At 70.3% G+C, this 26,347-nt stretch carries 19 protein-coding genes and 2 pseudogenes; 12 read left to right on the forward strand and 9 right to left on the reverse strand.

From position 1 onward, the window contains the following. Window positions 1-144: pseudogene (locus EST92_RS14430) on the forward strand (3-isopropylmalate dehydrogenase); the annotation flags it as partial. A 366-nt stretch (window positions 145-510) separates the two neighbouring features. Here EST92_RS14430 and EST92_RS31620 read toward each other — a convergent pair. Beyond that, window positions 511-633 (reverse strand): annotated as a pseudogene (locus EST92_RS31620) (IS5/IS1182 family transposase); the annotation flags it as partial. A 305-nt stretch (window positions 634-938) separates the two neighbouring features. Here EST92_RS31620 and EST92_RS14440 point away from each other — a divergent pair. Both EST92_RS14440 and EST92_RS14445 read left to right on the forward strand, forming a co-directional pair. After that, window positions 939-1,121, forward strand: a complete 183-nt coding sequence (locus tag EST92_RS14440; protein WP_129281335.1) for a DDE-type integrase/transposase/recombinase — start codon at window positions 939-941, stop codon at window positions 1,119-1,121. 292 nt (window positions 1,122-1,413) lie between these two features. Continuing rightward, complete coding sequence (locus tag EST92_RS14445) at window positions 1,414-2,955, forward strand: FAD-binding oxidoreductase (protein ID WP_129281336.1); 1,542 nt, start codon at window positions 1,414-1,416, stop codon at window positions 2,953-2,955. Between the two features lie 110 nt (window positions 2,956-3,065). Here EST92_RS14445 and EST92_RS14450 read toward each other — a convergent pair whose 3' ends face one another. Continuing rightward, entirely contained in the window at window positions 3,066-3,902 is an 837-nt protein-coding gene (locus EST92_RS14450; protein ID WP_129281337.1) for a (2Fe-2S)-binding protein, read from the reverse strand. Between the two features lie 173 nt (window positions 3,903-4,075). Between EST92_RS14450 and EST92_RS14455 the strand changes: the two genes are divergently transcribed. After that, entirely contained in the window at window positions 4,076-4,771 is a 696-nt protein-coding gene (locus EST92_RS14455) for a GntR family transcriptional regulator (protein WP_129281338.1), read from the forward strand. A gap of 13 nt (window positions 4,772-4,784) precedes the next feature. Here EST92_RS14455 and EST92_RS14460 read toward each other — a convergent pair whose 3' ends face one another. The 3 genes from EST92_RS14460 to EST92_RS14470 form a co-directional block, all read right to left on the reverse strand. Then, window positions 4,785-5,648, reverse strand: a complete 864-nt coding sequence (locus tag EST92_RS14460) for a hypothetical protein (protein ID WP_129281359.1) — start codon at window positions 5,646-5,648, stop codon at window positions 4,785-4,787. Between the two features lie 428 nt (window positions 5,649-6,076). After that, window positions 6,077-6,931, reverse strand: coding sequence for a hypothetical protein (locus EST92_RS14465; RefSeq protein WP_254068811.1), 855 nt, complete (start codon window positions 6,929-6,931; stop codon window positions 6,077-6,079). A gap of 307 nt (window positions 6,932-7,238) precedes the next feature. Then, window positions 7,239-8,948 (reverse strand): PucR family transcriptional regulator ligand-binding domain-containing protein, encoded by a 1,710-nt coding sequence (locus EST92_RS14470; RefSeq protein WP_129281339.1) that lies wholly within the window; start codon window positions 8,946-8,948, stop codon window positions 7,239-7,241. A gap of 281 nt (window positions 8,949-9,229) precedes the next feature. On the opposite strand from EST92_RS14470, the gene EST92_RS14475 reads away from it, so the two are divergent. From EST92_RS14475 to EST92_RS14505, 7 genes are all read left to right on the forward strand, one after another. Beyond that, complete coding sequence (locus EST92_RS14475; protein WP_129281340.1) at window positions 9,230-10,129, forward strand: xanthine dehydrogenase family protein subunit M; 900 nt, start codon at window positions 9,230-9,232, stop codon at window positions 10,127-10,129. Continuing rightward, window positions 10,120-10,719, forward strand: coding sequence for a (2Fe-2S)-binding protein (locus EST92_RS14480; protein ID WP_129281341.1), 600 nt, complete (start codon window positions 10,120-10,122; stop codon window positions 10,717-10,719). The genes EST92_RS14475 and EST92_RS14480 overlap by 10 nt, the downstream gene beginning before the upstream one ends. Before the next feature lie 5 nt (window positions 10,720-10,724). Continuing rightward, window positions 10,725-13,112, forward strand: coding sequence for a molybdopterin cofactor-binding domain-containing protein (locus tag EST92_RS14485; RefSeq protein WP_129281342.1), 2,388 nt, complete (start codon window positions 10,725-10,727; stop codon window positions 13,110-13,112). A 232-nt stretch (window positions 13,113-13,344) separates the two neighbouring features. Then, the gene (locus tag EST92_RS14490; RefSeq protein ID WP_129281343.1) at window positions 13,345-14,802 is read left to right on the forward strand and encodes an NCS2 family permease; all 1,458 of its coding nucleotides are present in this window, start codon (window positions 13,345-13,347) and stop codon (window positions 14,800-14,802) included. Window positions 14,803-14,837: 35 nt separating this feature from the next. After that, window positions 14,838-16,076: an XdhC/CoxI family protein gene (locus EST92_RS14495; protein ID WP_129281344.1), complete on the forward strand. Its 1,239-nt coding sequence runs from the start codon at window positions 14,838-14,840 to the stop codon at window positions 16,074-16,076. 672 nt (window positions 16,077-16,748) lie between these two features. After that, window positions 16,749-19,502, forward strand: a complete 2,754-nt coding sequence (gene mgtA / locus EST92_RS14500; protein ID WP_129281345.1) for a magnesium-translocating P-type ATPase — start codon at window positions 16,749-16,751, stop codon at window positions 19,500-19,502. A 125-nt stretch (window positions 19,503-19,627) separates the two neighbouring features. Beyond that, window positions 19,628-20,842, forward strand: a complete 1,215-nt coding sequence (locus tag EST92_RS14505) for a GNAT family N-acetyltransferase (RefSeq protein WP_129281346.1) — start codon at window positions 19,628-19,630, stop codon at window positions 20,840-20,842. 78 nt (window positions 20,843-20,920) lie between these two features. Here EST92_RS14505 and EST92_RS14510 read toward each other — a convergent pair whose 3' ends face one another. Together EST92_RS14510 and EST92_RS14515 are read right to left on the reverse strand one after the other, a co-directional pair. Next, window positions 20,921-21,904 carry an amidohydrolase family protein gene (locus EST92_RS14510; protein WP_254068812.1) on the reverse strand — a complete coding sequence of 328 codons (984 nt, stop codon included), beginning with the start codon at window positions 21,902-21,904 and terminating at the stop codon, window positions 20,921-20,923. 120 nt (window positions 21,905-22,024) lie between these two features. Continuing rightward, the gene (locus tag EST92_RS14515; protein ID WP_129281347.1) at window positions 22,025-22,741 is read right to left on the reverse strand and encodes an SDR family NAD(P)-dependent oxidoreductase; all 717 of its coding nucleotides are present in this window, start codon (window positions 22,739-22,741) and stop codon (window positions 22,025-22,027) included. A gap of 191 nt (window positions 22,742-22,932) precedes the next feature. On the opposite strand from EST92_RS14515, the gene EST92_RS14520 reads away from it, so the two are divergent. Continuing rightward, a complete protein-coding gene (locus tag EST92_RS14520) occupies window positions 22,933-23,961 on the forward strand; it encodes an Lrp/AsnC family transcriptional regulator (RefSeq protein ID WP_254068813.1) in 1,029 nt (342 codons plus the stop codon). A 49-nt stretch (window positions 23,962-24,010) separates the two neighbouring features. On the opposite strand, the gene EST92_RS14525 is transcribed toward EST92_RS14520, so the two are convergent. Together EST92_RS14525 and EST92_RS14530 are read right to left on the reverse strand one after the other, a co-directional pair. Continuing rightward, on the reverse strand, window positions 24,011-25,396 hold the full coding sequence (locus EST92_RS14525) for a M1 family metallopeptidase (protein WP_254068814.1): 1,386 nt from the start codon (window positions 25,394-25,396) through the stop codon (window positions 24,011-24,013). A 311-nt stretch (window positions 25,397-25,707) separates the two neighbouring features. Continuing rightward, the gene (locus EST92_RS14530) at window positions 25,708-26,271 is read right to left on the reverse strand and encodes a GNAT family protein (RefSeq protein ID WP_129281349.1); all 564 of its coding nucleotides are present in this window, start codon (window positions 26,269-26,271) and stop codon (window positions 25,708-25,710) included. Between the last annotated feature and the right edge of the window lie 76 nt (window positions 26,272-26,347).

Here is a 26,347-nt window from a genome sequence, read left to right on the forward strand (position 1 = left end):
GTGGCCCTGCTCCTGCGCCACCTCGGCTACGCGCCGCAGGCCGCCCGCATCGAGGAGGCCGTCGCGGCCGACCTGGAGGCCCGCGGCGAGGCCCCGCGCAGCACCGACGAGATCGGCGACGCCCTCGCCGCCCGGGTCTGCTGACCCGCCGGTCCTGACCACCTCACAGCCACATGCGGAAAGGCGCCTGACGGGCAAAGGCCCAGTCAGGCGCCTTTCCGCACGTTCTTAGAAGGACCCCAGCCTCTTCGCCGAGTAGCTCACCAACAGATTCTTCGTCTGTTGGTGATACAGCGCTCATAGCGGTGCTGACCTCCTGAAATGGAGGCCTTAACTGCTGTCGACAGAAAGTCGGTCCGTTTATGGTCCGGATCTTGTCGTCAGCCATACACGTCGGGTTGGTGCAGTGCATGTGTCGCCACCTGTCACCACCTCTGGCAGGGCGCATGCTGACTCAATGCTGACTCTACTGACGCCATGTCAGCTACATCTGATGGCGCGTCGCGACCGCGTCTCATCAGGAGTGTCCTGTGTTCCGCCGCCCTTCGGCCGCACTCTCGACGGAGGGATCAGCGGCTTCGCGATCTCCCACAGTCCGTCCGGAACAATCCAACTCCACGTATCCCGCCCCATACCGAAGCCAAGGTCCGCCTCACCACGTACACCATGGAGAGTACTTCGAGGTGCCGATGGGTGGGAGAACACCGCCCTTCACAGCATGATCTGACCCGGAGCCGAAAGTGGATAGCACTGGCTCACCACCGACGCCACCCTGAAACCCCAGTAGCAGAGCCGTGCGGGGCTTCCTGCCGGATCGAGAGCTCGACGCCGAACCGCTGCGGACCGTTAGAGGTTTCCCTAGCGCGAGCCACTGAAGAATCCAAGCGACCGTTGCGCTGCTGGCTGTAGAGATCCGGGAGGGGCTGTTCGTGTACGCGGTGTCGCCATCGTACGAAGGGTTCCGGTACCCGGCGGAGGCCATCTCGCATTGCGTATGGCTGTACCACCGCAACTGGCAGTACCTCTGGCGCGCGATGGACCTGGAGGGCAACGCCTTAGACATCCTGGTCCGGTCCCGGCGGAACACCAAGGCCGTCGAGCCCCTCCTGGCCGGCTCATGAAGCAGCAGCAGACACCGCGGGTACTGGTCATCAACAGCTGAAGAGCTACGGCACCGCGCCCTGATGCCCTCGGCCGGGCATCGCTCGCACAAGGGACTGAACAACCGCGCCGAGAACTCCCGCTGACCGACAAGGAAGCGCGAACGTGCAATGACGGGCTTCCGTTCGCCTGTGGCAGCCCAACAGTTCCGGTCGGTGTTCAGCCAGATCTCACCGCAGTTCCGACCCCGGCGTGCCCAAGGGCGCCTCGCGTCCTGCACTCACACCCGATGAATCCAGCAAGGGGAAAACCATGCTCAATCGCCGCACCACCCTGAGACTGGGTGCCGGAGCAGCCGTCGGTGCGATAGGTGGCGGGATGATCGCCGGGACCGCGACGGCTGTGACCTCGCGCATCGCCTCTCGGGGCAAGACGGGCCCCGACTGGTCCAGGCTCGGCACCCACCTCAGCGGCGACCTCGTCCTGCCGACCGACGCCGCCTACGAGCAGGCCAGGCGTCTGGCGGTAGGCCAGTTCGATGTGATCCGCCCGCAGGCCGTCGCGTACTGCGCGACCGAGCGGGACGTCCGGACCACGCTCGCATTCGCTCAGGACCACGCGCTGCGCCTGGTGCCCCGCAGCGGCGGGCACAGTTTCGCCGGCTACTCCACCACCACCGGTGTCGTGCTGGACGTGTCGCGGCTCAACTCGGTCCGGCTGTCGAAGAACACAGTGGTCATGGGGCCGGGCGTCCAGCAGGTCGACGCGCTGACCAAGCTGGCTCCGCGCGGGGTGTCGCTGGCCAGCGGGCTGTGCCCCGGGGTCTGCCCGGGCGGGTTCGTCCAGGGCGGCGGCATGGGCTGGCAGACCCGCAAGTTCGGCATGGCCGGCGACCGGCTGATTTCCGCGCGGGTGGTACTCGCCGACGGCCGAGCCGTCACCGCCTCCGCCACCGAGCACCGGGACCTGTTCTGGGCGCTGCGCGGGGGTGGCGGCGGCAACTTCGGTGTGGTGACCCGCTTCGAACTGCGGCCCACCCATGTGCCGACCTTCGTGAACTTCAACCTGACCTGGCCGTGGGAGGCAGCGCAGCGGGTCATCGCCGCGTGGCAGCGGTGGGTCATCGAGGGGCCGCGCGATCTCGGAACCGGGTTGGGCGTGCAGTGGCTCGACGCCGGCACCGGCCGCCCCTACCTGCTGGTGTACGGCGGCTGGCTCGGGACTCCCGGCAGGTTCACGCCGGTCCTGGACGCGCTGGTGGCCGACGTCGGCAGTGCCCCTGCCACCCGCGGGGTGGAAGAGCAGACCTTCCAGAAAGCGATGATGTCGTACTACCGCTGCGCGGACCTGACTCCCGACCAATGCCACACCGTCGGTTACTCGCCCGAAGCGAAGCTGCCCCGGAGCAATTACGCGATCGACCGCAGTCGGCTGTTCTCCGCGGCCATCCCGGACACGGGGGTGGAGAAAGCCCTGGAGGCGTTCACCGCGAACCCGCGAGCAGGCCAGTTCCGCTTCCTCAGCTTCTTCGCACTCGGCGGCGCAGCCAAGGAGCCGGGCCGCCGGGACACCGCCTTCGTGCACCGCAACACCGAGTTCCAGCTTGGCTACTCGCTCGGTCTCAATGACCCGAAGTACACGCCCGAGGACGAGCAGGCCGGCCAGGCCTGGGCAGACAACGGCTTCCGGGCCATCGACCCGTACTCGAACGGCGAGAGCTACCAGAACTTCATCGACCCGTCGCTCGCGGACTGGCAGTCGGCCTACTACGGCGAAAACTATGCCAAGCTCCGCGCGGTCAAGAAGAAGTACGACCGTCACCGACTCTTTTCGTTCGCCCAGGGCATCGCCTGATCCCCCGAGGGCACGGTCAGTTGAGCCGGCGGTCTCGGGAGCGGAATGCGCGTCGAGTTTGCTGGCAACTGCTGCCCGCACGCGGGAGGGTGTACGCCCGGTGGTGGGGGTCAGGTCGCGGTGAGGCGCTTGACGCGGTCCGCGTCGCAGGTGCGCGGGCAGGTGACGCAGGTGTCCTCGGGGCGGAGCGTGTAGTACATGCAGCAACTGGCGCGGTCCCGGGTCGGCAGCGACTCGCCGCCCGGCCCGGTGAGGGTGCGGAATCCCGCACCGCCGACGTAGGGAGCGGTGGCGCCCGGCAGCAGCCGCTTCAGTGCGGCCACCGCACGCGGCTCCTCGCCCAGCAGATGTCCCAGGTACCACAGGCCCTCGACGAGCTCGTCGGACGCCATGCCCCACAGCGCCCGCGGCCCGCGCCGGGTCCGCGCGGCGAAGCCGGCCAGGACGGGGGCGAGGTGCTCGGCCACCGCGGCCCGCACCTCCGCACGCAGCGCCTCCTCGTCCGGTACGACCCGGGCGCCGGGCAGGTCGGCCGCCGGATCGTCCGGAAGGCAGCAGAACACGCCGATGCGCACCGCCATCCGCCCCGGCTCCCGCTGGAAGGACACGTCCTGCACGGGCAGCCGCGGGACCCGGCGGTGCAGGAACCAGGGGAGGGTGATCAGCAGGCAGGCGGGCCAGGCGTAGCGGTGCAGGGCGAAGCTCGCGACGACGTCCGGCCGGGCGCGCTGTCCGTAATCGCGGAGGATCTGTGCGTCGTCCTGCGTGAGAAAGGTCTCCAAGGCCTCGCCGCCGGCCGCGAGACCGGCCGCGCACACCCAGCCGTCGCCGCTGGGTGGTGCCGCGTCCCAGGTGATCACCTGGAGGCCGGGGAAGACCTCCGAGAGCCGGGCGTAGGCGTCGGCGACGGGATGGGCGGCGGGCGGAGCGGCGGGGACAGGCGTCATGGGCGAGACCACCGAATCGCGAGCGTCAGCAGGTAAGCCTTACCTTACCCGAGGACCTTACCCGCACCTTCCGAACGCCAGTCCTCCCGGCCCCGGGGGGTTCCCCGGCCGGTTTCGGATGTGCAGGGCGGCCCGCGCCGCCTATGGTGCTGGGAACGTCAGGAGGAATCGTCATGGAGCAGGGCACAGCGGAACCGCAGCCGTGTGTGCGTGGGTGGGTGCCCGCGCAGCCCGGTCCCGGCGTGCCCCGGCGGCACTCCGTCCGCGGCCAGGTGCTGGCCGCACTGCGCCGTGCGCTGGTCGACGGCGAGCTGACCCCGGGCGAGGTCTACTCCGCGCCCGCGCTCGGCGAGCGCTACGGCGTCTCCGCGACCCCGGTCCGCGAGGCCATGCAGCAGCTCGCGGGCGAGGGCGCCGTCGAGGTGGTGCCCAACCGCGGCTTCCGGGTCGCCGAGCGCAGCGCCCGCGACCTCGCCGAGCTGGCCGAGGTCCGGGCGATGCTGGAGGTGCCCGCGATCATCCGGCTGGGTCGGGCGCTGCCCCCGCAGCGCTGGGAGGAGCTGCGCCCGCTGGCCGCGGCGGGCGTGGCGGCCGCCGCCGGTGGCGACCGGGTCGGCTATGCCGAGGCCGACCACGCCTTCCACGACGCGCTGATGTCGCTCACCGGCAACCGCCGGCTCACCGAGGTCACCGGCGATCTGCTGCGCCGTTCCCAGTGGCCGCCGGCCGCCGGCTCCGGGCGCGCGGCCGAGCTGCTGGCCGATGCCGCCGAACACCACGAGCTGCTCGACGCCCTGAGCGCCCAGGAGTTCGCGGTCGCCGAGCGGATCGCCCGCGCGCATGTCTCGGCGGCCCGGCACCCGCACTGAACCGTCCGGTGGTTCAGCCGGGCAGCAGCTCTTCCAGAGGCAGCGCCGCGACGTCGGCGGCGGGCCGGGAGAGATAGAGATCGGCGTGGTAGAAGCCGTCGGATTCCTTGCCCGTGGTGGACAGACCGTGTCCGGCGAGCGCCTCGAACGCCCCCCGCCGCTCGTCCCCGTCGGCGAACCGCCGCTGGCGGAACGTACGGGTGGTGAGCTTCTCCGTGACCAGTCCGGCCCGGGCCAGCAGGGCGGAGACCGGGCGGTAGGACACCGTGCGCAGCACGAACGCGGCGACCCAGGGTGGTGACGAGACGCAGTCGAAGAGACGGGTGAACGTGGTCGCGGTGATGTAGCCGACGCCACCGGTGACGGTGATCAGATCGGTGTCGGCCAGCACGCGCCGCAACTGTGGGCTCGGCTCGTCGAGCTCCAGATTCTCCGCGAATCCGTGGTCGAGGAGACCGACTTCACGGGCGTAGCCGACCGCGCGGTCCGCCGCGTCGATGCCGGTGATGCGTACGGACTCGGCACGCCGCCTGCTGGCGAAGAACGTACGGTCCTCGTCGATGAGTTGACGGGTCGTCGGCACGTCAGGGCGGAGCGCGGTGTAGCGGTCGTAGAGGTCGGAGAGGGACAGCTGGTGGTTGAGCAGTGCGGCGTTGACCCCGTATGAGCAGCAGAGGTCGACGACGTTGAGTGGCGGACGGTCACTGCGGTGGCGCTGCAGTGTCTCGGTCACCGTGCGGAACACCGCTTGGCCGTGGTGCGGAATCTGGTAGTCCAGGGGCTGCAGGGTGGTGAAGTACCGGCGGGGATCCGGGCAGTTGTAAATCGCCTCGAAATCCGCCTTGCCCCAGTCGGTTCCCGCGGTCGTGTTGGTCACTCCTGCTGTCATGTGGCCTCCCGAAAGGCTGAGCCAATGGGTGGGGGCTCAGCTGGTCCCGGACCAGCATCCTGTCCCCCGGCGCCGCCTCACAGTGCGACTTGCGGCCATTCTCGGGGCCTGTGGGGCGTGCGGAGACACCCCGGCCCCGGGCCTTCGCCCCATGGTCCCACCTCCCGGTTCACCCGGCGCGTCGACCGTCGGCCGGCCCGGCAACCGTCACACCCCGGCCGATCCGCCCCGAGGACCGTCGAGATCCAGCCAATCGGGCCGGTTGCGGGCATGGCTGAGGAAGGGGGGTTGACGGCGAGCGGAGGAGCGCCCTCCGGCTTTGGGGGAACGGTGCCGGTCCACCACCCGCCGCGCACGAGTGGTGGACCGGCACCGGGTCCCCCGGCGACCGCGGCCGGGCATCGTGATCCATCCGGCTAGGTCGTCGCGACGGCCGTGGCGAGATGATCGGCGAGCCAGGTCGGCACCCCGCCCATGAGGCGGAACAGGCGAGCCGCCTCGGCGCGCAGCCGGGCCGCGTCGCCCTCCGGGGCGGCATCGGCCAGCGCCGCGAGGGCCGGTGCCGTACCGATGAGGAAGCCCAGCTCCTCCCGGATCCGCAGCGACTCGGCGAAACCGTGCCGGGCCTCCGCCAACTCCCCGTCCCGCAGCGCGAGTCCGGCCAGGTGGCGCCAGGTGAAGGACAGCAGCAGGTGGTCGCCGTGCGCGGTGGCGCCGGCGTGCGCGCGGCGGTAGGCGGCGCGCGCCGCATCCGGGCTGTCGGCGACGTGCTCGGCCATCAGCCCGCGGCGGAAGTCCAGCAGCGGGCGGCCGGCCGCGGTGGGTGCCAGCAGCGCGGCGGCCCGGCCGAGCGCCGAGCGCGCCTCGTCGGCCCGGTCCCGGACGCCCAGGACGGTGGCGGCGTAGGCGAGGTGGCCGCGCTCGCAGGCCGCGCCGCCGCGCTCGTCGTCGTCGCCCGCCAGGGCCTCGGCGCCGCGCAGCGCGTCCTCCGCCTCGGCCCAGCCGGTGGTCGTGAACACACAGCGCTCGACCAGGAGGGCCGCGCGGCGCAGCGCGGACGGGGCGTGACGGACGGCGTGCGGCTCCAGCAGCGCGGCCGCGTCGTCCCAGCAGCCGCGGGAGCGGAGTCGCCACACGGCACGGTCGAGGGGATCGTCCCCCTCGACCGCGGCGACGGTGGGTACTTCCGGTGCGGATGCGGGTCTCGGTACCGTGACCGGCACCGGGCCCGCGGAACGGTCCGGATCCGCGGGATCCGCTGATTCTGGCATGGCGGTATCCGCCACGTTGCCCTCCCCAAGCGCGCCATTGAGCTGGAAATCGGAAGCCGTGGGCGCATCTCAGCACGAAGTCCGCCGCCGGGCCAAGGGGGCGGGTGAATGAATTCACAATCACCGGGTGCGCGGTACGGACGGGGTGCGCGGCCCTGATCGGGCGCGTTGCGGCGCAAGCGCGGGCGGCCGCGGCCGGCACGGCCGCCGCGATGCCGCCCGATCGAGTTACCCCTAACGGCGGATGCCGGGTCCGCCGGATTGCACCGCCGGATCGCCCCGGCCGGCCGCCGATCCGCCGTGCGCGTCAGCTCATCCGCAGGGCGAGGAAGAAGTCGAGCTTGTCCTCCAGGCGGGACAGGTCGCGTCCCGTGAGCTGCTCGATCCGCCCCACCCGGTAGCGGAGCGTGTTCACATGCAGGTGGAGACGGGTCGCACAGCGGGTCCAGGAGCCGTCGCAGTCCAAGAACGCCTCCAGCGTGGGGATCAGCTCGGCGCGGTGCTTGCGGTCGTACTCGCGCAGCGGGTCCAGCAGCCGGGCGGTGAAGGCCCGGCGGACGTCGTCCGGCACGAACGGCAGCAGCAGGACGTGCGAGGCCAACTCCTCGTGCCCGGCGGCGCAGACCCGGCCGTTGCGGGCGGCGGCGACCCGGCGGGCGTGCCGGGCCTCCTCCAGGGCGCCGCGCAGGCCCTCCGCGGAGTGCACCGCGGCGCTCACCCCGACCGTCAGCCGCCCGTCGTCGTCCAGACCGCGGGCGAGCGGCTCCTGGACGACCCGGAGCAGCTCCGCGGCGTGCAGACCCGTCGCCGAGGAGTCCCGGGACTCGTCCGGTACGGGCAGCGGCACCAGCGCCACCGCCTCGTCGCCGGTGTGCGCCACGGCGATGCGGTCGGAGTGCTCGGGCCCGGCGACGCCGGGGTCGACCAGCATCTCCTCCAGCAGGCTCTGCGCCACGGGACCGCCGGGGACGTCGCCGTCCTCCCACTCGACCCGGGCCACCACGAGCTGCCAGTGCGGTGCGGTGCCCAGGCCGGGCAGTAGCACGGGGGCGGCCACCCGCAGCCGGGCCGCGATCTCGGCGGGCGGGGCGCCGGCCTGGACGAGCTCCAGCACCTCCTGGGCGAGCCGGCGGCGGACCGTACGTGCCGCATCGCGCCGGTCGCGTTCCACCGCGATCAGCTGGGTGACGCCGTGCAGCAGGTCCAGGCGCTCCTCCGACCACTCGCCGGCGTCCGCCTCGACCGCCAGCAGCCAGTCGCTCAGCACCGTCTGGCGCAGGTCACGGCCCTCCTGGCGGATCGGGAACAGCGAGAAGGTGGCTCCTCCCGACCCGTCGCCCGACCGCCGCCCCTCATCGAGGCGCTGCGCGCCGCCCCCTTCGATCGTGACGCGGTGCGGCCCGCGCCGGCCGGTGCGGGCGGCCGCCAGGTGCTCGCCCGCGAGCCGGGCGGCCAGTTCACCGGGGAGCTCCGGCCCGGCGTCCGCCAGGGTCGAGCCGGCGATCTGCCGCCCGGTGGGGGAGAGCACCCAGGCCCGCAGGTCCAGGTCGGAGCCGAGCAGGTCCAGGACCACGTCCGGGCCGCCGCCCGCGGAGGTCATCAGTCGCCGGTGGCGGTCCACCACGGCCGCCAGATCGCCGGCCCGCTCGCTGGAGACCTGGCGGACGACATGCTCGGTGATGGAGGCGAACGAGACGTCCTCGACGACCGAGAACAGCGGCATCCGGTGCCGTGCGCAGGCCTCGATCAGATCCTCCGGGACCGAGCCCAGCTCCGCCTCGCCCGCCGCGAGTCCGGCGACGCCCGCGGCGGCCAGGATGCGGACGAACGGCTCGGAGTCCTCCGGCGCGCGGTGCCAGGCCAGGCCGGTCAGCACCAGTTCGCCGCCGGAGAGATAGCGGCTGGGATCGCGCAGGTCGGTGGTCATCACGCCGCGTACAGTGCGATCCAGTTCTTCCTCGCCTCCGAGGAGCCTGAGGCCCAGGGAGTGGGTATCCAGGAGTACGCGGAGCCGCATGACCTCGCCCGCCGTTCTTTGCTGTCTGGTGTTGCCGGTGGAATGCCGCGAGGTTTCCAAGCCTCGACTTTCGTTCGAATCTACAAGACAGGTGGCCTGGCCAGCCAACCGCTTCATGGTTTCGGTGACTGCACCGGACGGTCCCGGGAGCGTTCACTGAGCCTCATCACATGAACGAGACATGAACCGCTCCATGGCGGCGACAGCACCGTGTCCGCACCATGAGCAGCGAGCGACCGATTTCGCAGCACATTCGTCGAATTCGTAGAAGAGGCCACCCCATGGACTTCCTTCGCCCCGCCAGCTGGGAGGAGGCGCTCGCCGCCAAGGCCGAGCACCCCACCGCTGTGCCCATCGCGGGCGGCACGGACGTGATGGTCGAGATCAACTTCGACCACCGCCGCCCGGAGTACCTGCTCGACCTGAACCGCATCGGTGAGCTGAACGAGTGGGAGGTCGGCGAGAAGACCGTCCGGCTGGGCGCCTCCGTGCCCTACACCCAGATCATGGAAAACCTGCGGGCCGAGCTCCCCGGCCTGGCCCTGGCCTCGCACACGGTGGCCTCCCCGCAGATCCGCAACCGCGGCGGCGTCGGCGGCAACCTCGGCACCGCCTCCCCGGCCGGCGACGCCCACCCCGCGCTGCTGGCCGCCGGCTGCGAGGTCGAGGTGGAGTCCGTACGCGGCCGCCGGATGATCCCGATCGACGACTTCTACACCGGCGTCAAGCGCAATGCGATGGCGCCCGACGAGCTGATCCGCTCGGTGCATCTGCCCAAGGCCGACGGCCCGCAGCAGTTCTCCAAGGTCGGCACCCGCAACGCCATGGTCATCGCGGTCTGCGCCTTCGGCATCGCGCTGCACCCCGAGACCCGCACGGTGCGCACCGGCATCGGCTCCGCCGCGCCCACCCCCGTCCGCGCCAAGGAGGCCGAGGCCTTCCTCTCCGCGGCGCTGGAGGAGGGCGGCTTCTGGGACTCGGGCAGCCCCATTCCGCCGTCCGTCGCCAAGCAGTTCGCGCAGCTCGCCGCCGGCGCCTGCAACCCGATCGACGACGTGCGCGGCAGCGCCGCGTACCGCCGGCACGCGGTCGGCATCATGGCGCGCCGCACCCTCGGCTGGACCTGGGAGTCCTACCGCGGCAACGCCCACGGCTCAAAGGGAGGCGCACAGTGCGCGTGACATTCACCGTCAACGGCCGCCGGCAGGAGGCCGACGACGTATGGGAAGGCGAGAGCCTGCTGTACGTCCTCCGCGAGCGGATGGGACTCCCGGGTTCCAAGAACGCCTGTGAGCAGGGCGAATGCGGGTCCTGCACGGTCCGTCTGGACGGCGTGCCGGTGTGTTCCTGCCTGGTCGCGGCGGGCCAGGTCGAGGGCCGCGAGGTGGTGACCGTCGAGGGCTTGGCGGACTTCGCCAAGCAGCGTGCGGAAGGGGGCGGCTGCGCCTCCGGTGTCTGTGGCACCAGCATGGCCGAGGCCCAGCAGTGGCAGGCCCGGCCCGCCGGCTCGCAGGCCGGCGAGTCGGCCGAACTCTCCCCGATCCAGCAGGCCTTCATCGACGCCGGTGCGGTCCAGTGCGGCTTTTGCACCCCGGGTCTGCTGGTCGCCGCCGATGAACTGCTGGAGCGCAACGGCTCCCCGTCGGACGCCGATATCCGCGAGGCGCTGTCGGGCAACCTGTGCCGCTGCACCGGCTACGAGAAGATCCTCGACGCGGTCCGGCTGGCGGCCGCCCGCGGCGACTCCCACACCGCCGGACAGGGGGCCTGAACGCCATGGCCGGTGTCACCCGCACCCCCACCAGCCTCGTCCAGGGCGGCAAGACCAGGGCCGGGATCGGTGAATCCACCCTGCGGCCGGACGGCACCCTCAAGGTGACCGGCGAATTCGCCTACTCCTCGGACATGTGGCACGAGGACATGCTGTGGGGCTACACGCTGCGCAGCACCACCGCACACGCCGAGATCCGCTCGATCGACACCGCCGAGGCGCTGGCGACCCCCGGTGTCTACGCAGTGCTCACGTACGACGACCTGCCCACCGACGTGAAGAACTACGGCCTGGAGATCCAGGACACTCCGGTGCTCGCGCACGGCAAGGTGCGCCACCACGGCGAGCCGGTGGCGCTGGTCGCCGCCGACCACCCGGAGACCGCGCGCCGCGCCGCCGCCAAGATCAAGATCGAGTACCGCGAACTGCCGGTCGTCACCGACGAGGCCTCCGCCACCGCCGACGGCGCACCGCTGGTCCACGAGAACCGCGCCGATCACCACGCGGGCCATGTGCCGCACCCCAACATCGTGCACCGCCAGCCGATCATCCGCGGCAACGCGGACGAGGCCGCCAAGAAGGCCGATGTCATCGTCTCCGGCGAGTACGTCTTCGGCATGCAGGACCAGGCCTTCCTCGGCCCGGAGTCCGGCCTCGCGGTGCCCGGCGAGGACGGCGGCGTCGATCTGTACGTCGCCACCCAGTGGCTGCACTCCGACCTCCGCCAGATCGCCCCGGTCCTCGGCCTGCCCGAGGAGAAGGTGCGGATGACGCTCTCCGGCGTCGGGGGCGCCTTCGGCGGCCGCGAGGACCTGTCGATGCAGATCCACGCCTGCCTGCTGGCGCTGCGCACCGGCAAGCCCGTCAAGATCGTCTACAACCGGTTCGAGTCCTTCTTCGGCCACGTCCACCGGCACCCGGCCAGGCTCTGGTACGAGCACGGCGCCACCAAGGACGGCAAGCTCACCCACATGAAGTGCCGGATCGTGCTGGACGGCGGCGCCTACGCCTCCGCCTCCCCGGCCGTCGTCGGCAACGCCTCGTCCCTCTCGGTCGGCCCGTACGTCGTCGACGACGTCGACATCGAGGCCATCGCGCTGTACTCCAACAACCCGCCCTGCGGGGCGATGCGCGGCTTCGGCGCGGTCCAGGCGTGCTTCGCCTACGAGGCGCAGATGGACAAGCTCGCCGCGAAGCTGGGGCTGGACCCGGTCGAGTTCCGGCAGCGCAACGCCATGGAGCAGGGCACGCTGCTGCCGACCGGCCAGCAGGTCGACTCGCCCGCGCCGGTCGCCGAACTGCTGCGCCGGGTCAAGGCGATGCCGCTGCCGCCCGAGCAGCAGTGGCTGGCGGCCGGCGAGGGCGCCGATGTCCGCGCGCTGCCCGGCGGTCTGTCCAACACCACCCATGGCGAGGGCGTGGTCCGCGGGGTCGGCTACGCCGTCGGCATCAAGAACGTCGGCTTCTCCGAGGGCTTCGACGACTACTCCACCGCCCGGGTGCGGATGGAGGTCATCGGCGGCGAACCGGTCGCCACGGTCCACACCGCGATGGCGGAGGTCGGCCAGGGCGGCATCACCGTGCACGCCCAGATCGCCCGTACGGAACTGGGCGTGCAGCAGGTCAGCATCCAGCCGGCCGACACCCAGGTCGGCTCGGCCGGCTCCACCTCCGCCTCCCGGCAGACGTATGTGACCGGCGGCGCGGTGAAGCACACCTGCGAGGCGGTGCGCGAGAAGGTCCTGGAGGCCGGCCGCGCCAAGTTCGGCACGTACCACCCCGCGTGGGCCACCGCCGAACTGCTGCTGGAGGGCGGCAAGGTCACCACCGACGGCGGAGAGGTCCTGGCCGATATCGCGGACGTCCTGGAGGACGAGGCGATCGACCTGGAGCTGGAGTGGCGGCACCGCCCGACCGAGGCGTTCGACCTGCGCACCGGCCAGGGCAACGGCCACGTCCAGTACTCCTTCGCCGCCCACCGCGCGGTGGTGGAGGTGGACACCGAGCTCGGCCTGGTCAAGGTCATCGAACTCGCCTGTGCGCAGGACGTCGGCAAGGCGCTCAACCCGCTGTCCGTCGTCGGCCAGATCCAGGGCGGCACCACTCAGGGCCTGGGCGTGGCCGTCATGGAGGAGATCATCGTCGACCCCAAGACCGCGAAGGTGCGCAACCCGTCCTTCACGGACTACCTCATCCCCACCATCCTCGACACGCCGACCATCCCGGTCGATGTGCTCGAACTCGCCGATGAGCACGCCCCCTACGGGCTGCGCGGCGTCGGCGAGGCCCCCACCCTGTCGTCCACCCCGGCCGTCCTCGCGGCGATCCGGAACGCGACCGGGCTGGAGCTCAACAAGACGCCGGTGCGCCCCGAGCACCTCACCGGCACCTAGAGACCGTCCGGGGCCGGACCCCGGGCCCGGCTTCCGGGCGGTGCGCGCAGGAGGTCCTGCCGGTCCTCCTGCGCGCACCTTCCGCAGGCCCGCACCACGCAGTCACTGCTCCGCCCCGCACGGAGTCAGTACCCGTTCGTCTCGGGCCGTCCCCCGGGTCGTGCAGCCGTTGATCCATCCCAAATCTCGCATCCGATGCGAGGGCCCCTTTGAACCTTGGGAGCAAGGCACCATGACCCAGCAGTCCACCGAGTCGCGGACCACGGCGGAAGACGCGGGCTCCGGCTCGCGTCAGCCCGCCGGCCGGGACTGGCTCGACCGGTATTTCCACATATCCGACAGAGGATCGACGCTCGCGCGCGAGCTGCGCGGCGGCATCACCACCTTCATGGCGATGTGCTACATCCTGCTGCTCAACCCGCTGATCCTGTCGACCCCGGACGTCGAGAAGAACACTCTCGCGCACGCCGGTGTGGTCACCGCGACCGCGTTCGCCGCGGCCGTCTCCACCCTCCTCATGGGCTTCATCGGCAAGGTGCCGCTGGCCCTGGCGGCCGGCCTCAACGTCTCCGCCGCACTGACCGCCCAGGTGGTCCCGCACATGACCTGGCCGCAGGCGATGGGCATGTGCGTGATCTACGGCGTCGTCATCTGTCTGCTGGTGGTCACCGGCCTCCGCGAGATGATCATGAACGCCATCCCGCTGGCCCTCAAGCACGCGATCACCATGGGCATCGGGACGTTCGTCGCGCTGCTCGGCCTGGTGAAGGCCGGTTTCGTGGGCAAGGGCGAGGGCGGCCCGGTCACCCTCGGTCTGACCGGACAGCTCTCCGGCTGGCCGGTCCTGTTCTTCTGTGTCACGCTGTTGTTGATCTTCATCATGCAGGCACGCAAGGTGCCCGGTGCCATCCTCATCGGCATCGTGGCCGGCAGCGTCCTGGCCATCGCGGCCACCAGGATCGGCGGACTGACGGCCAAGGACTGGGGCGGTACGCCTCCGGAGCTGAGCGGCAGCGCGGTGGCGATGCCCGACTTCGGCCTCTTCGGCCAGGTGGACTTCGGCGGCTGGGGTTCGATCGGCGCCCTCAGCGTGGGCATGATCGTCTTCACCCTGGTGCTGGCCGGCTTCTTCGACGCGATGGCCACCATCATCGGCGTCGGTACGGAAGCCGGGCTGGCCGACGACAAGGGCCGGATGCCGGGGCTGTCCAAGGCGCTGTTCGTGGACGGCGCGGGCGGGGCGATCGGCGGGGTGGCCGGTGCCTCCGGTCAGACCGTGTTCATCGAGTCGGCGAGCGGCGTCGGCGAGGGTGCCCGGACCGGCCTCTCGTCCGTCGTCACCGGTCTGCTCTTCGCGGCCTGCCTGTTCTTCACCCCGCTCACCCAGCTCGTACCGGCCCAGGTGGCCTCGGCCGCCCTCGTCGTCATCGGCTCGATGATGATGAGTGCCGCCGGGCACGTGGACTGGCGCGACCGCTCGGTGTCCGTCCCGGTCTTCCTGACCGTGGTGCTGATGCCGTTCACCTACAGCATCACCGCGGGTGTGGGCGCCGGCGTCATCGCCTACACCGTCATCAAGGCGGGGCAGGGCAAGTGGCGCGAGGTCGGCGGCTTCATGTGGGTGCTGTCCGCGATCTTCCTCGTCTACTTCTCGCTCCATCCGATCGAGCAGTGGCTGGGCGTCAAGTAACCGCCCCGCCCTCCCCCATCCGTAAGGAGACCGACATGCTGGACATCGCCGACGAGCTGCACCGGTGGGTCGAGCAGGGCCGCGACATCGCGGTGGCCACCGTGGTGGCCACCCACGGCAGCGCGCCACGCCAGCCCGGAGCCGCCCTTGCCGTCGACAGCGCCGGCACGGCGATCGGGTCGGTCTCCGGCGGATGTGTGGAGGGGGCGGTGTACGACCTGTGCCAGGAGGCGCTGCGGACCGGCCGGCCGGTCCTGGAGCGCTTCGGGTACAGCGACGAGGATGCCTTCGCCGTGGGCCTGACCTGCGGCGGAATCATCGACATCCTCGTCGAGCCGATACGGGCCGCGGCCGTGCGCCCGGCCGGCGGCGGCCCGGTGGCGGGGGAGCCGGCGGACCGCACCGCCGGCACGCTCGCCGCCGGGCTGGCCGCCGCCGCCGCGGGGGAGGCGGCGGCCCTCGCCCGGGTCGTCCGGGGCCCCGACGGGTACCTCGGCCGGGCCCTGCTCGTGCGCCCCGACGGCAGCCATACCGGCACCCTCGGCGGCCACCCCGTCCTGGACCGCACCGCGCTGGCCGAGGCCCGCGCGCTGCTGGACGCCGGACGCACCACGACGGTCGCGATCGGCACGGGCGCCGCCGACGGCGCACCACAGGGCGACGACGGGGCGCAGCCGGCGGGCTCGCGCTGCGGCGGGACCGTCGAGCTGCTCGTGGAATCCTCCGTCCCCGCACCCCGCATGATCGTCTTCGGGGCCATCGACTTCGCCGCCGCGCTGGTCAAGGTCGGAAAGCTGCTCAACTACCACGTCACGGTCTGCGACGCCCGCCCCGTCTTCGCCACCCGCGCCCGCTTCCCGGACGCCGACGAGATCGTCGTCGACTGGCCGCACCGCTACCTGGACTCCCAGGACCTCGATGCCCGCACGGTGCTGTGTGTGCTGACCCACGACGCCAAGTTCGACGTACCGCTGCTGGAGCGCGCGCTGCGGCTCCCGGTCGCCTACGTCGGGGCGATGGGCTCCCGCCGCACCCACCTGGACCGTCAGCGGCGCCTTCGTGAAGTCGGCCTGAGCGAGCTGGAGTTGAACCGCCTGCGGTCACCCATCGGCCTCGACCTGGGCGCGCGCACCCCGGAGGAGACCGCGCTGTCCATCGCCGCCGAGATCGTCGCCAACCGCCGCGGCGGCACCGGCGCACCGCTGACCGGCGCGCACACCCCCATCCATCACGACACGGCCCGGCCGGTCGGGCGGATCGGGTCGGTGGCCTGAGGGCGCGGAACGGGCAACGGGCGGCGGGCGGCAGGTGAAGGGCGAGGGGGCGTTCGCCGTCGTCACGCCGCACCGCCTCTCCATTGCTGCCGTCCGCGCCGCTCATTCGGCACCGCTCACCCCGCACGACGTACTCCGCACCGCGCATTCCGCACCGCTCATTTCGGAGCGGCGCAGATCACACCGTGCGGGGACGGTATTCGGCCGAAAGAATGAGGGGCCCGCTGCGGGGATATGGCAGCATGGGGAAATGACGGCGCCCGTTGTGAGGGCGCCGGGGTATGTCCGCGCGAGCAAGGAGGTGATCGGGATGAGTCCCGAAGGAAGTCCTTGCCGCAGCGTTGCAGCGTACTGAACTGCTGCCTTTCTCCGAGCCGTTGACGGTGTGCCCCCAGGGGCTCCGTGCCGGCTTTGCGGTATGCCTTCACCCTGAGACCGGGGCGCTTCCGGCTGCGTCCGGCCGCCCCTGGTCCCCCATTTCTCGATTCTCTTCGAGTTTCTTCTAGTTTTCGCATTCTTCGCGCGAAGGCCATGCCGGCCTGCCCGAAAACAGCCGGCCCTCTTCCGGTCCGGAACGCCGCATTGCGTGCGCATGCCGTGTGTCGTGCCATGCGCCGGCGTCGCGTATTCCGGTCCGCCGGTGTGCCCTTCTGCGCGCAGGGAGGTTTTGTCATGACGAATCTGCTCACCCCTCAAAAGCTCGCTCCGCCGGGCCGCCGTCTTCGGCGGGAGCGGCAGGCGGCCGAATCGGCGGCCCGTACCCGGCACGTCGCCGATCAGCTGGCCGAGGCCAGCGGCCGCCCCGCCGCCCAGGTCCTGCAGGATCTGCAGAGCACCCCCGCCGGGCTGTCCTACGGCCTGGCCCAGCACCGGCTGGAGCGCGACGGCGCCAACGTCCTCACCCCGAGGTCCGCCCCGCGCTGGTACGCCCAGCTCGCCAAGGCGTTCTGGAACCCCTTCATCCTGGTGCTGGCGGTGCTGGTCACCGTCATGTTCGTGCAGTGGCTGCAGGTCGCCGGGGAGGAGCCGTTCGACCCGAAGATCGCGATCCTCGGCGCGATGGTGCTGATCAGCGTGGGGCTGCGGTTCTGGCAGGAGTACCGCTCCAACAGCGCCGCCGCCGCGTTGCAGGCCCTGGTCACCACGACCACCGCCGTACAGCGGCTGGCCGGTAGCGGCCGGCTGCCCACCACCGTCGAGATCCCGATGGACGGCGTGGTCAAGGGCGACCTCATCAAGCTGGCGGCCGGCGATCTCGTCCCCGCCGACCTGCGGCTGCTGACGGCCAAGGACCTGATGGTCAGCCAGGCCGCGCTGTCCGGTGAGTCGCTGCCGGTGGCCAAGGCCGACACCCGCTTCCCCGACGACGGGCAGCGGCTGACCAGCGACCCGATCGAGGCCGACAACCTCGTCCTGGCCGGCACCTCGGTGACCTCCGGCACCGCGACCGGCGTGGCCGTCGCCACCGGCCCGTACACCTACTTCGGCTCCATGGCGGACGCGTTGACCGGCGAGCGTCCACAGACCGGCTTCGACACCGGGGTGAAGAAGGTCAGCCTGCTGCTGATCCGCTTCATGCTGGTGATGGTCCCCGTCGTCTTCCTGATCAACGGGGTGACCAAGGGCGACTGGGCCGAGGCCTTCACCTTCGCGGTGGCCGTCGCCGTCGGCCTCACGCCCGAGATGCTGCCGATGGTCGTCACCACCAACCTGGCGCGCGGCGCGGTCGCGCTGTCCCGCCGCAAGGTCGTCGTCAAGCGTCTGAACGCGATTCAGAACCTGGGCGCGATGGACGTGCTGTGCACGGACAAGACCGGCACCCTCACCGAGGACCGGATCGTCCTGGACAGCTACCTCGACATCCACGGCGAGCCGGACGACGAGGTCCTGGAGTACGCCTACCTCAACAGTCACTTCCAGACGGGGCTGCGCAACCTGCTGGACCAGGCCGTCATCGACCGCATGCACGAGGCCGAGGAGGTTGTCGTCGACGCCCGCTTCACGCTGGTCGACGAGATCCCCTTCGACTTCGCACGGCGGCGGATGTCGGTGGTACTGCGCCGCAACGACGCGGACGGGCCTGCCGGCGAGCACATCCTGATCACCAAAGGCGCGGTCGAGGAGGTGCTCGACAGGTGCAGCCATCTGACCGGCGGCGGCCGTCGCGCCGAGCTGACCGACACCCTGCGCCGGCAGGTCCTGCACACCGCGGCGTACCACCAGCGGCAGGGCATGCGGGTGCTGGCCGTGGCCACCCGCACCCTGCCCGGCGGCCCCGACGGCGGGCAGGAGGCCCGTACCGCCTACGGTGTCGCGGACGAGACCGGGCTGACCCTGGTCGGCTTCCTGGCGTTCCTCGACCCGCCGAAGCAGGACGCCGCCCGGGCGCTGGGGGCACTCGCCGACAGCGGTATCGCGGTGAAGGTCATCACCGGCGACAACGAGCTGGTCGCCGCCCGGGTCTGCGCCGACGTGGGCCTGGAGGTCGGCACCGTGGTCACCGGCGCCGAGCTCGACGGCCTCGACGACCGGCAACTGCGCACACTCACCCGCACCACCACGGTGTTCGCCAAGGCCGACCCCACCCAGAAGGCCCGGATCGTGCGGGCCCTGCAAGCCGACGGGCACACCGTCGGATTCCTCGGCGACGGCATCAACGACGCCGCCGCGCTGCGCGACGCGGACGTCGGGATCTCCGTGGACACCGCGGTCGACATCGCCAAGGAGTCCGCCGACATCATCCTGTTGGAGAAGGACCTGATGGTCCTGGAACAGGGGGTGCTGCGCGGCCGGCTGACCTTCGGCAACACCATCAAGTACCTCAAGATGACGGCCTCCTCGAACTTCGGGAACGTCTTCTCGGTGCTGGCCGCGTCCGCGTTCCTCCCCTTCCAGCCGATGCTGGCCATGCAGTTGCTCGTACAGAACCTCCTGTACGACATCTCCCAGCTGGCCACGCCGTGGGACCGGATGGACCGCGACTACCTGCGCACCCCGCGCACCTGGGACGCCCGGGGCATCGGCCGCTTCATGCTCGTCCTCGGGCCGACCAGCTCGGTCTTCGACATCACCACGTTCTTGCTGATGTGGCATGTCTTCGGGGCCAACAGCGAGGTGCACCAGGCGCTGTTCCAGTCCGGCTGGTTCGTCGAGGGCCTGCTGACGCAGACGCTGGTCGTCCACATGCTGCGCACCCGGCGGATCCCCTTCGTGCAGTCGCGGGCGACCCTGCCGGTGATGGTGATGACGGCGGCGGTGACGGCGATCGGCCTCTACCTGCCGTTCTCGCCGCTGGCCGGCGTGCTCGGGATGCAGGCGCTGCCGATGGCCTACTTCCCGTGGCTGGTCGCGACGCTGGCGTCGTACTGCCTGCTCACCCAGGGCGTGAAGACCTGGTACGTCCGCCGGTTCGGCAGCTGGCTGTAACGGCGAACGGGGCCCGGGGACGCCGGCCCGGCGTGCGCAATAACGGGATGAGGATCCCGGCGCGCCGGGTTAGCGTCCCCGGGTGACCCACGACGACACCCGCACCGCCCCCCCACCTCGGGGACATCCCCGAAGAGGACCTCGACCAGGCCCTGGACCTCGTCTACCTCGCGTTCCATCTGACGCTCCCCGACAAGACCCGCACCTACCACCGCCAACTGCTGCGGGAGAGCACCCGCATCGGCGCGCGGCACGAGGGGCGGCTGACCGGGGTGGCCGGCGCCCACCGCCTCACGCTCTCCGTCCCGGGCAGTCAACTCCCGTGTGCCGCCCTCGACTTCGTGTCCGTGGCGCCCACCCACCGGCGCCGCGGGGTGCTGACGTCGATGATCGACGAGCTGTGGCGCCGCTGCGCCGCCGACGGGCAGCCGCTTGCCTGTCTGTGGGCCTCCGAGAGCGCCATCTACGGCCGCTTCGGCTTCGCCGCGGCCACCGAGGCGTACCGCGTGGAGATCGACTCCTCCCGGCCGCTCGCGCTGCGGATCGCGGCCGACCGCCGTCCGCTGCGGCTGATCGATCCGGCCGCGGCACCCACCCTGCTCCCCGCCCGCTACGACGCGAGCCTGGCCGACCGCGCGGGCCGGTTCACCCGCGACGAGACCTGGTGGCGCAGGCAGGTGCTGGACCTCGACGGCGCCCGCAGTGAAGACGAACGGGACGGCTTCGGGGCGGTGCGCGTGGTGGTGCTGGGCGCGGACGGAGAGGCGCCCGGCGGCTACGCGGTCTACCGCACCCGCTCCGCGAACGACAGCCGCCCCGGCGCGGTCGCGGTGGAGGAGCTGGAGGCGGAGTCCGCACCGGCCGCCGCCGCCCTGTGGTCCTACCTCGCCGCCATCGACCTCACCTCGACCGTACGGATCCACGCCCGACCCGCCGACGACCTGCTGTTCAGCCTCGCCGCCGACCGCGACCAGGTACGCGTCACCGGCCAGGAACCCTGTCTGTGGCTCCGGCTCGTGGACGTCCGCGCCGCGCTGACCGCCCGTTCCTGGGCGGCGCCCGTCGACCTCGTCCTCGACCTGAGCGACCGTGCGCTGCCCGCCAACGCCGGCCGCTTCCGGCTGACCGCCACACCCGCCCGCGCCACCTGGACGCCGACCACGGAGGACCCCGATCTCGCCCTGGACGTCCGGGAGTTGAGCGCCGTCTTCCTGGGCGGCACCCCGCTCCGGCGCGCCGCGCACGCCGGTCTGGTCACCGAGCACACCCCGGGGGCGGTCCGCCGGCTGGACGCCGCCCTGGAGACCGAGTGGCTGCCGTTCACGGCGGACAACGACTGAGCCGCACGCCACCTCGATCCTGGCCCTCGCGGTCGGAGCCGGGCGGCCGTCCGCCTTGCTCACCACCTCCCTCACTGCCTAGACGGCAATCCCGTACAGGGATGCCGCGTTGGCCGACGAGAACTGCTTGCGTTCCGCTTCTGACGAGAAGTGATTCAGGAAGGAATCGATTTCTTCTCTGGTGGGTCGTTGGAACGGGTAGTCGGTCGAGAAGATCAACCGGTCGACGGAGGTGACGGACAGGGCGTGCTGAAGGAACGCCGGATTGAGCATGCCGGAGGTGGTGACATAGAGGTTTGACCGGACGTAGTCCGATATGGATCGCGCCAACCCGGCGACACGGGGAAGGCTGTCAGCCCGGTCGAGCCAGAAGAGCAGCATCTCTCCCCAGTGTCCGAGCACGACTTGAAGGTCGGGATGACGGTCGAACGTTCCTCGCAGCATCAGCCGGAGTACCGCAATGGCGGCGTCCAGGTGCCACCCCCACCCGAAAGTGGCGAGGGCCAGGTCCGTCATGGGGTCGAATCCACGATAGGAGGCGTCTCGGACCGCGGTCGAGGGCAGCTGCGGATGGATGAACACGGGCTGGCCGAGTTCTGATGCGGCGGAGAAAAAGTCGTCATAGGCGGGGTCGTCGAGGAACAGGTCGCCCGATCGGCCATAGACCATGGTGCCTACGTGCCCCATGGCCGCAGCTCTTTCCAGCTCGCCCACGACGTCCTTGGGTGCCGACATGGGGAGAGTGGACAGCGAGCGAAAACGGGTCGGGTGCCGGGCGACGGCCGCTGCGGCCATATCGTTCGCGGCGCGGCTGAGAGCCAGTGCCTCCCTGGGCGGCAGCGGCTGGACTCCCGGCGGTGTCAGGGCGAGGACGGACATGTCGATTCCCTGAGCATCCATGGCCGCGATGCGGCCGGCTCCCAGGTCCTCCAGACGCTCCTGGTTGTCGCCCATCTCGTTGAAGGCAAGGCTTTCGTCAGGCTGCGGCACAGCTCGGAGGCCGGACGTCACGTCCGGCATGATCCAGTGTTCTTCGATGGCGATGAGAGGCAGAGCCGTCAATGCTTCGCATTCTCCTGTGTGTTGGCCACGTCAGACGCGGGTGAGGGGTTCCGAGTGAGGAGACCGCGTGCGGTGCCTGCTGGTCGTCAGGGCCACCCGCAAGGGTTCGCTCGGTGGGGCTTACCAGGGCACTGTCCGACCCGAGCGGTCCAGATACGCCAGGCCAGGAGTGCCCAGTTTGGACAGCAGGACGTTCACCAGCAGCGGGGCGCTCTCTTCGACGGTGAACGGAGCGTCGGGCCCCCCGAGCGCGGTGCGGATCCAGCCCGGTGCCAGGAGGGCGAAGCCGCGCTGTGTCCCCGCCTGCCGGATCGCGAAGCTGCGCATGAACATGTTCAAGGCCGCTTTGCTTCCCCGGTACACCTCACGGCCTGCGGTCGTGTTGTTCGTGATGCTGCCCTGCCCGGACGACATCGCTCCGATGAGGCCGGTGTGGGACACCAGGTCTTCGAGCGCCTCGATGACGCGTATGGGGCTGAGAGCGTTGGTGATCATCACCTCGACGAAATCGTCCGTCGCCACCTTGCCGAGGGGTGTCTGCTCATTGTTCGTGGTGCCGGCGTTGACGAAGAGCAGGTCGAGCCGGCGTTCCGCAAGACGCTCGTGCAGCGGCGCAAGGTGGTCGGGCTCGTTGATGTCGAGGTGCTCGATGGTGACGCGGCCCTCGGCCCGGTCGGCGAGATCGTGCAGGGGCGTTCGCGCAGAGGTGTCGCGGACCGTGCCGATGACGTGCCATCCTCGGCCGAGGAATTCAGCCGCCATCGCGTGGCCGAGGCCGCGCGAGGCCCCGACGATGAGGGCGGTCGACATGTGCTGCCCTGTGGCAGTCGATGACATGGAGCGTCATCTCCGTTCCTTTACGTCGCGAGTTCACTTCGTGCGTCCTCGACCGAGACCGCGTGGGGGCGACACCGGAATACGCACTGCTGTGGCTCTTCATCGGTACGGAGCAAGTCTGCTCGGCGTGCTGCCGCGGGTGAGATCCTGGCAGGGCGATTTGCAGGATTCCCGCTATGGCAGGTGCATCAATGTCTGAATCCCACGTAATCCAGCACGACGATGTGCGAATCATTCGGGCGCTGCAGATCGCCCCGAGAGCCTCCTTCGCCTCGATAGCAGCCGCGCTCGGCCTCACCGAAGGCGCCGTCAACCGCCGATATCGGCGCCTGCTCGCCGACGGCGTCATCCGCGTCATCGGCGTGGTCAACCCGGGAGCGTTGGGGCAAAGCAGATGGCTGGTACGACTGCGCTGCCGGCCCGGCAGCGTCGGGGCGATCGCGGGCGCGCTCGCCAAGCGGGACGATGTCAATTGGGTAGCTCTTGGCGCAGCGGGCTCCGAAGTCACGTGCGCGACTCAGTCACGGGATCAAGCGCAGCGCGAAGAACTGCTCGGCCAGCGACTTCCGCGCACCGCGGCGGTGCTCGACATCAATGCCTTCGCCATGCTCCGCCAGTTCATGGGAGGCCGCGGTCACTACTGGGCGGCACTCCACGGCGCGCTGTCCCCGAAGCAGGAAGCCATGCTCGGGAGTGACGGCCCCCCGTTCACGGAGTCTCCGGTGGTCACTGATGCCGCCGTACACCTGACCGCCGAAGACGAGAAGATCCTTGACGCGCTCGCTGCGGACGGTCGGGCCAGTCTCGTCACCCTCGCCACAGCGGCGGACTCCACACCAGGCCGCGTCTCCCGCCGACTCCGCTTCCTGCTCAAGGAACGCGTCGTCCACCTCGACGTCGAGATCGCCCCAGCAGCTTTGGGCTATCACGCGCGGGCCAACCTGTGGTTGCGGGTGCATCCGTCAGAGGTGAAGAACGTCGGACGCTCGCTGGCCCGGGAGCCGGAGATCGCTTTCGCGGCGGCCATCTCCGGCCCCTACAACGTCCATGCCGTTGCCCACTGCCGAGACCTCGACGAACTCTTCGAATTCACGTCGGATCGCATCGGGGCCCTGCCTGGTCTGCAGAGTATGGAAGTGTCACCTGTCCTACGGCACGTCAAGCAAGCAGGCACGCTGCTGTCCGGCGATCGCCTCATCGGGCCCACCATTCAAGCGTGACGTAAGCAGGCCCGCGGCGGGCCAGGCGGAACCTTGCGGGTCAATACAACTAGGGCCGGGACGGCTTGCCCTGGGTGTGGATCCAGGTGCGGAACAGTGGACCGAGATCCTTGTGGGACAGCCTTTCCGCAAGGCTGATGAACTGCCTCGTGGTGGCATTACCGCCCCGGTGACTGGATGCCCAGCTGCGGAGGATCCGGAAGAAGGTGTCGTCGCCGACGGTGGTGCGTAGTTTGTGCAGTGCCATGGCGCCCCGCTCATAGACGGGGGGCATGAAGAGCTGATCAGCGCTTTGCGGAGAGGCCACGGGAACCTTCCACACCGCATTGTTCGCGGGCTTCGAGTAGGACTTGTCGAAGCTCTTCTGTGCGCTGTCACCACCGTGCTGTTCTTTGTAGAGCCACTCCGCGTAGGTCGCGAAACCCTCGTTGAGCCAGATGTCCTTCCAATTCTTCAGGGAAACCGAGTCCCCGAACCACTGGTGGGCACTCTCATGCACCATCAGTCCCAACCCGTCACCGGACAGGCTGCTGGGGTACAGCGGGCGACCTTGGGTTTCCAAGGCTGTGAATCCGCCCCATGCCTGGGAGTGGGGCACTATGACTCCCGCCGACTTGAACGGGTAGGGACCGAAGAGCTTCCCGGCCCAGTCCAGCACCGAGGGCAACTTCTTGATCGCCGGCCACGCCTTCGCCTCGCGCGGGTCAACGGCGTTGTAGAACTCCAGGCCGCCCGGCGTCGTGTACTTCTGGACCTTGAACCTGCCCACCGCCACGGTAGCCGCGTACGAGGCCATCGGCTCTCGCTGCTTCCAGCGGAAGGTGGTGCGCCCGTGCGCCGTCTTCTGCCCGCCGTACGTACCGTTGGCCACCGCGGTACTTCCCTGGGGGACGGTGAGGGTGAAGTCGTAGGAGGCTTTGTCCTTGGGATGGTCATTGACGGGGAACCACGTCATGGCGCCATTGGGCTGGCTGCCGACGAATGCTCCGTCGTCGGTGGCGATCCACCCGAGGGGCATCCCATGCTGTTTGAGCGGCTTGGGTATGCCTTCGTAGGTGACGTCGACTCTGAAACGCTCGCCCTTGTTCAGGGGGCGCTCCGGAGTGATGACCAACTCCTGCCCGTCACGCCGAAAGTCAGCCCCGGCCTGGTTGACCTTGACGCTTTTGACAGTCAGACCCTCCAGGTCGAGATTGAATCGGGTCAGGGGCTGCGTGGTACGAGCCGTAATGACCGCACGCCCGTCAAGACTGCGGCTCTTGGGGTCGTAACCGAGCTTCAGGTCATAGTGGGAGACGTCGTAGCCGCCATTACCGGAGAGCGGGAACAAGGAATCTCCCGCGCTGGAAGCGCCCTTCGTTCCGGCCGCCGCGGGAGAAGTCCCGTTGCCAGGGGCCGATGACCCCGAGGAGCCCCCGAAAGCTGTACCCGCCACCACCGTGACGGCGGAAACCACCGCAACGGCACCGGCCAGCCCTGTCCTACTGAGAAGTTTCATTGGATTTACATCCGCTCCACAAACGAGGCCGGTCGAATACTCCACGAAAACCAGCACCTTGCCCTTTGAGCGATGCTCATTCCGGTACTCGACACCCAACGGTCAGAACCCTAGAGGTGCGGCGTCGTAGCGTGAATCCGTCTGGGGGTCCAGTAACCGCCTCATACTCAAGTCGGACCCAGCAGAGATAAGTGTGCTCTGGGCCGGGCCTTCTGCGGTCGCGGCCGGTTCGTTCCGGGGCAGCACACCTAGGTCCCGTCCGGCCCCCGCCGCGTCCGCAGTGCCGCCATCACCAGCACGTCGTGCCACTCGCCGTCCCAGTGGAGGGCCTCGCGCAGCCGGCCCTCCACCTCGAAGCCGCACTTCTCGTAGGCCCGCCGGGCGCGCGGGTTGTAGTCGAAGACCTCCAGCTGGACGCGGTGCAGACCCACCCGGTCGAAGGCGTGGGCGAGCAGCAGCCGTATCGCCTCGCTGCCGATGCCGCGGTCGGTGGCGTGCGGGACGAGGGCGATCCGGAACACCCCGTGGGCGTTGTCCCGGTCGATCCGGCTCAGCGCGAGTTCGCCCAGGAACGCACCGCTCTCCCGGTCCTCGACGGCGAGGTCGAGCCGGTCCGCGCGGTCGGCGCATCCGGCGCACCAGTCCTCGATCTCCTGCCGCGTGAAGTCGTGGTGGGTGCCGGTCAGCCGGCGCGTCTGCGGGTCATGACAGGCGGCGTAAAAGGCGTCCGCATGCTGCGCCGAAAGCGGTACGAGACGGATCCGGGCGCCGGTCAGTACGGGCTTCCCGGAGAGTGCGGTGGCGTCGATCATGGGGGGATGATGTCGGGGCCGCGGACGGCGCGGCAAGGGAATTGACCGGCCGGGGGACGGCCCCCGACAGGCCCGC

This window comes from Streptomyces sp. TM32 (assembly GCF_004122755.1).
Lineage (GTDB): Bacteria > Actinomycetota > Actinomycetes > Streptomycetales > Streptomycetaceae > Streptomyces > Streptomyces sioyaensis.

Excerpts from the sequence above, each read along its gene's own strand:
- EST92_RS14445 (WP_129281336.1), top strand. The coding sequence starts at position 1,414 with ATGCTCAATCGCCGCACCACCCTGAGACTGGGTGCCGGAGCAGCCGTC.
- EST92_RS14450 (WP_129281337.1), bottom strand. The coding sequence starts at position 3,902 with ATGACGCCTGTCCCCGCCGCTCCGCCCGCCGCCCATCCCGTCGCCGAC.
- EST92_RS14455 (WP_129281338.1), top strand. The coding sequence starts at position 4,076 with ATGGAGCAGGGCACAGCGGAACCGCAGCCGTGTGTGCGTGGGTGGGTG.
- EST92_RS14465 (WP_254068811.1), bottom strand. The coding sequence starts at position 6,931 with ATGCCAGAATCAGCGGATCCCGCGGATCCGGACCGTTCCGCGGGCCCG.
- EST92_RS14470 (WP_129281339.1), bottom strand. The coding sequence starts at position 8,948 with ATGCGGCTCCGCGTACTCCTGGATACCCACTCCCTGGGCCTCAGGCTC.
- EST92_RS14475 (WP_129281340.1), top strand. The coding sequence starts at position 9,230 with ATGGACTTCCTTCGCCCCGCCAGCTGGGAGGAGGCGCTCGCCGCCAAG.
- EST92_RS14485 (WP_129281342.1), top strand. The coding sequence starts at position 10,725 with ATGGCCGGTGTCACCCGCACCCCCACCAGCCTCGTCCAGGGCGGCAAG.
- EST92_RS14490 (WP_129281343.1), top strand. The coding sequence starts at position 13,345 with ATGACCCAGCAGTCCACCGAGTCGCGGACCACGGCGGAAGACGCGGGC.
- EST92_RS14495 (WP_129281344.1), top strand. The coding sequence starts at position 14,838 with ATGCTGGACATCGCCGACGAGCTGCACCGGTGGGTCGAGCAGGGCCGC.
- mgtA (WP_129281345.1), top strand. The coding sequence starts at position 16,749 with ATGACGAATCTGCTCACCCCTCAAAAGCTCGCTCCGCCGGGCCGCCGT.
- EST92_RS14515 (WP_129281347.1), bottom strand. The coding sequence starts at position 22,741 with ATGTCATCGACTGCCACAGGGCAGCACATGTCGACCGCCCTCATCGTC.
- EST92_RS14520 (WP_254068813.1), top strand. The coding sequence starts at position 22,933 with ATGTCTGAATCCCACGTAATCCAGCACGACGATGTGCGAATCATTCGG.
- EST92_RS14530 (WP_129281349.1), bottom strand. The coding sequence starts at position 26,271 with ATGATCGACGCCACCGCACTCTCCGGGAAGCCCGTACTGACCGGCGCC.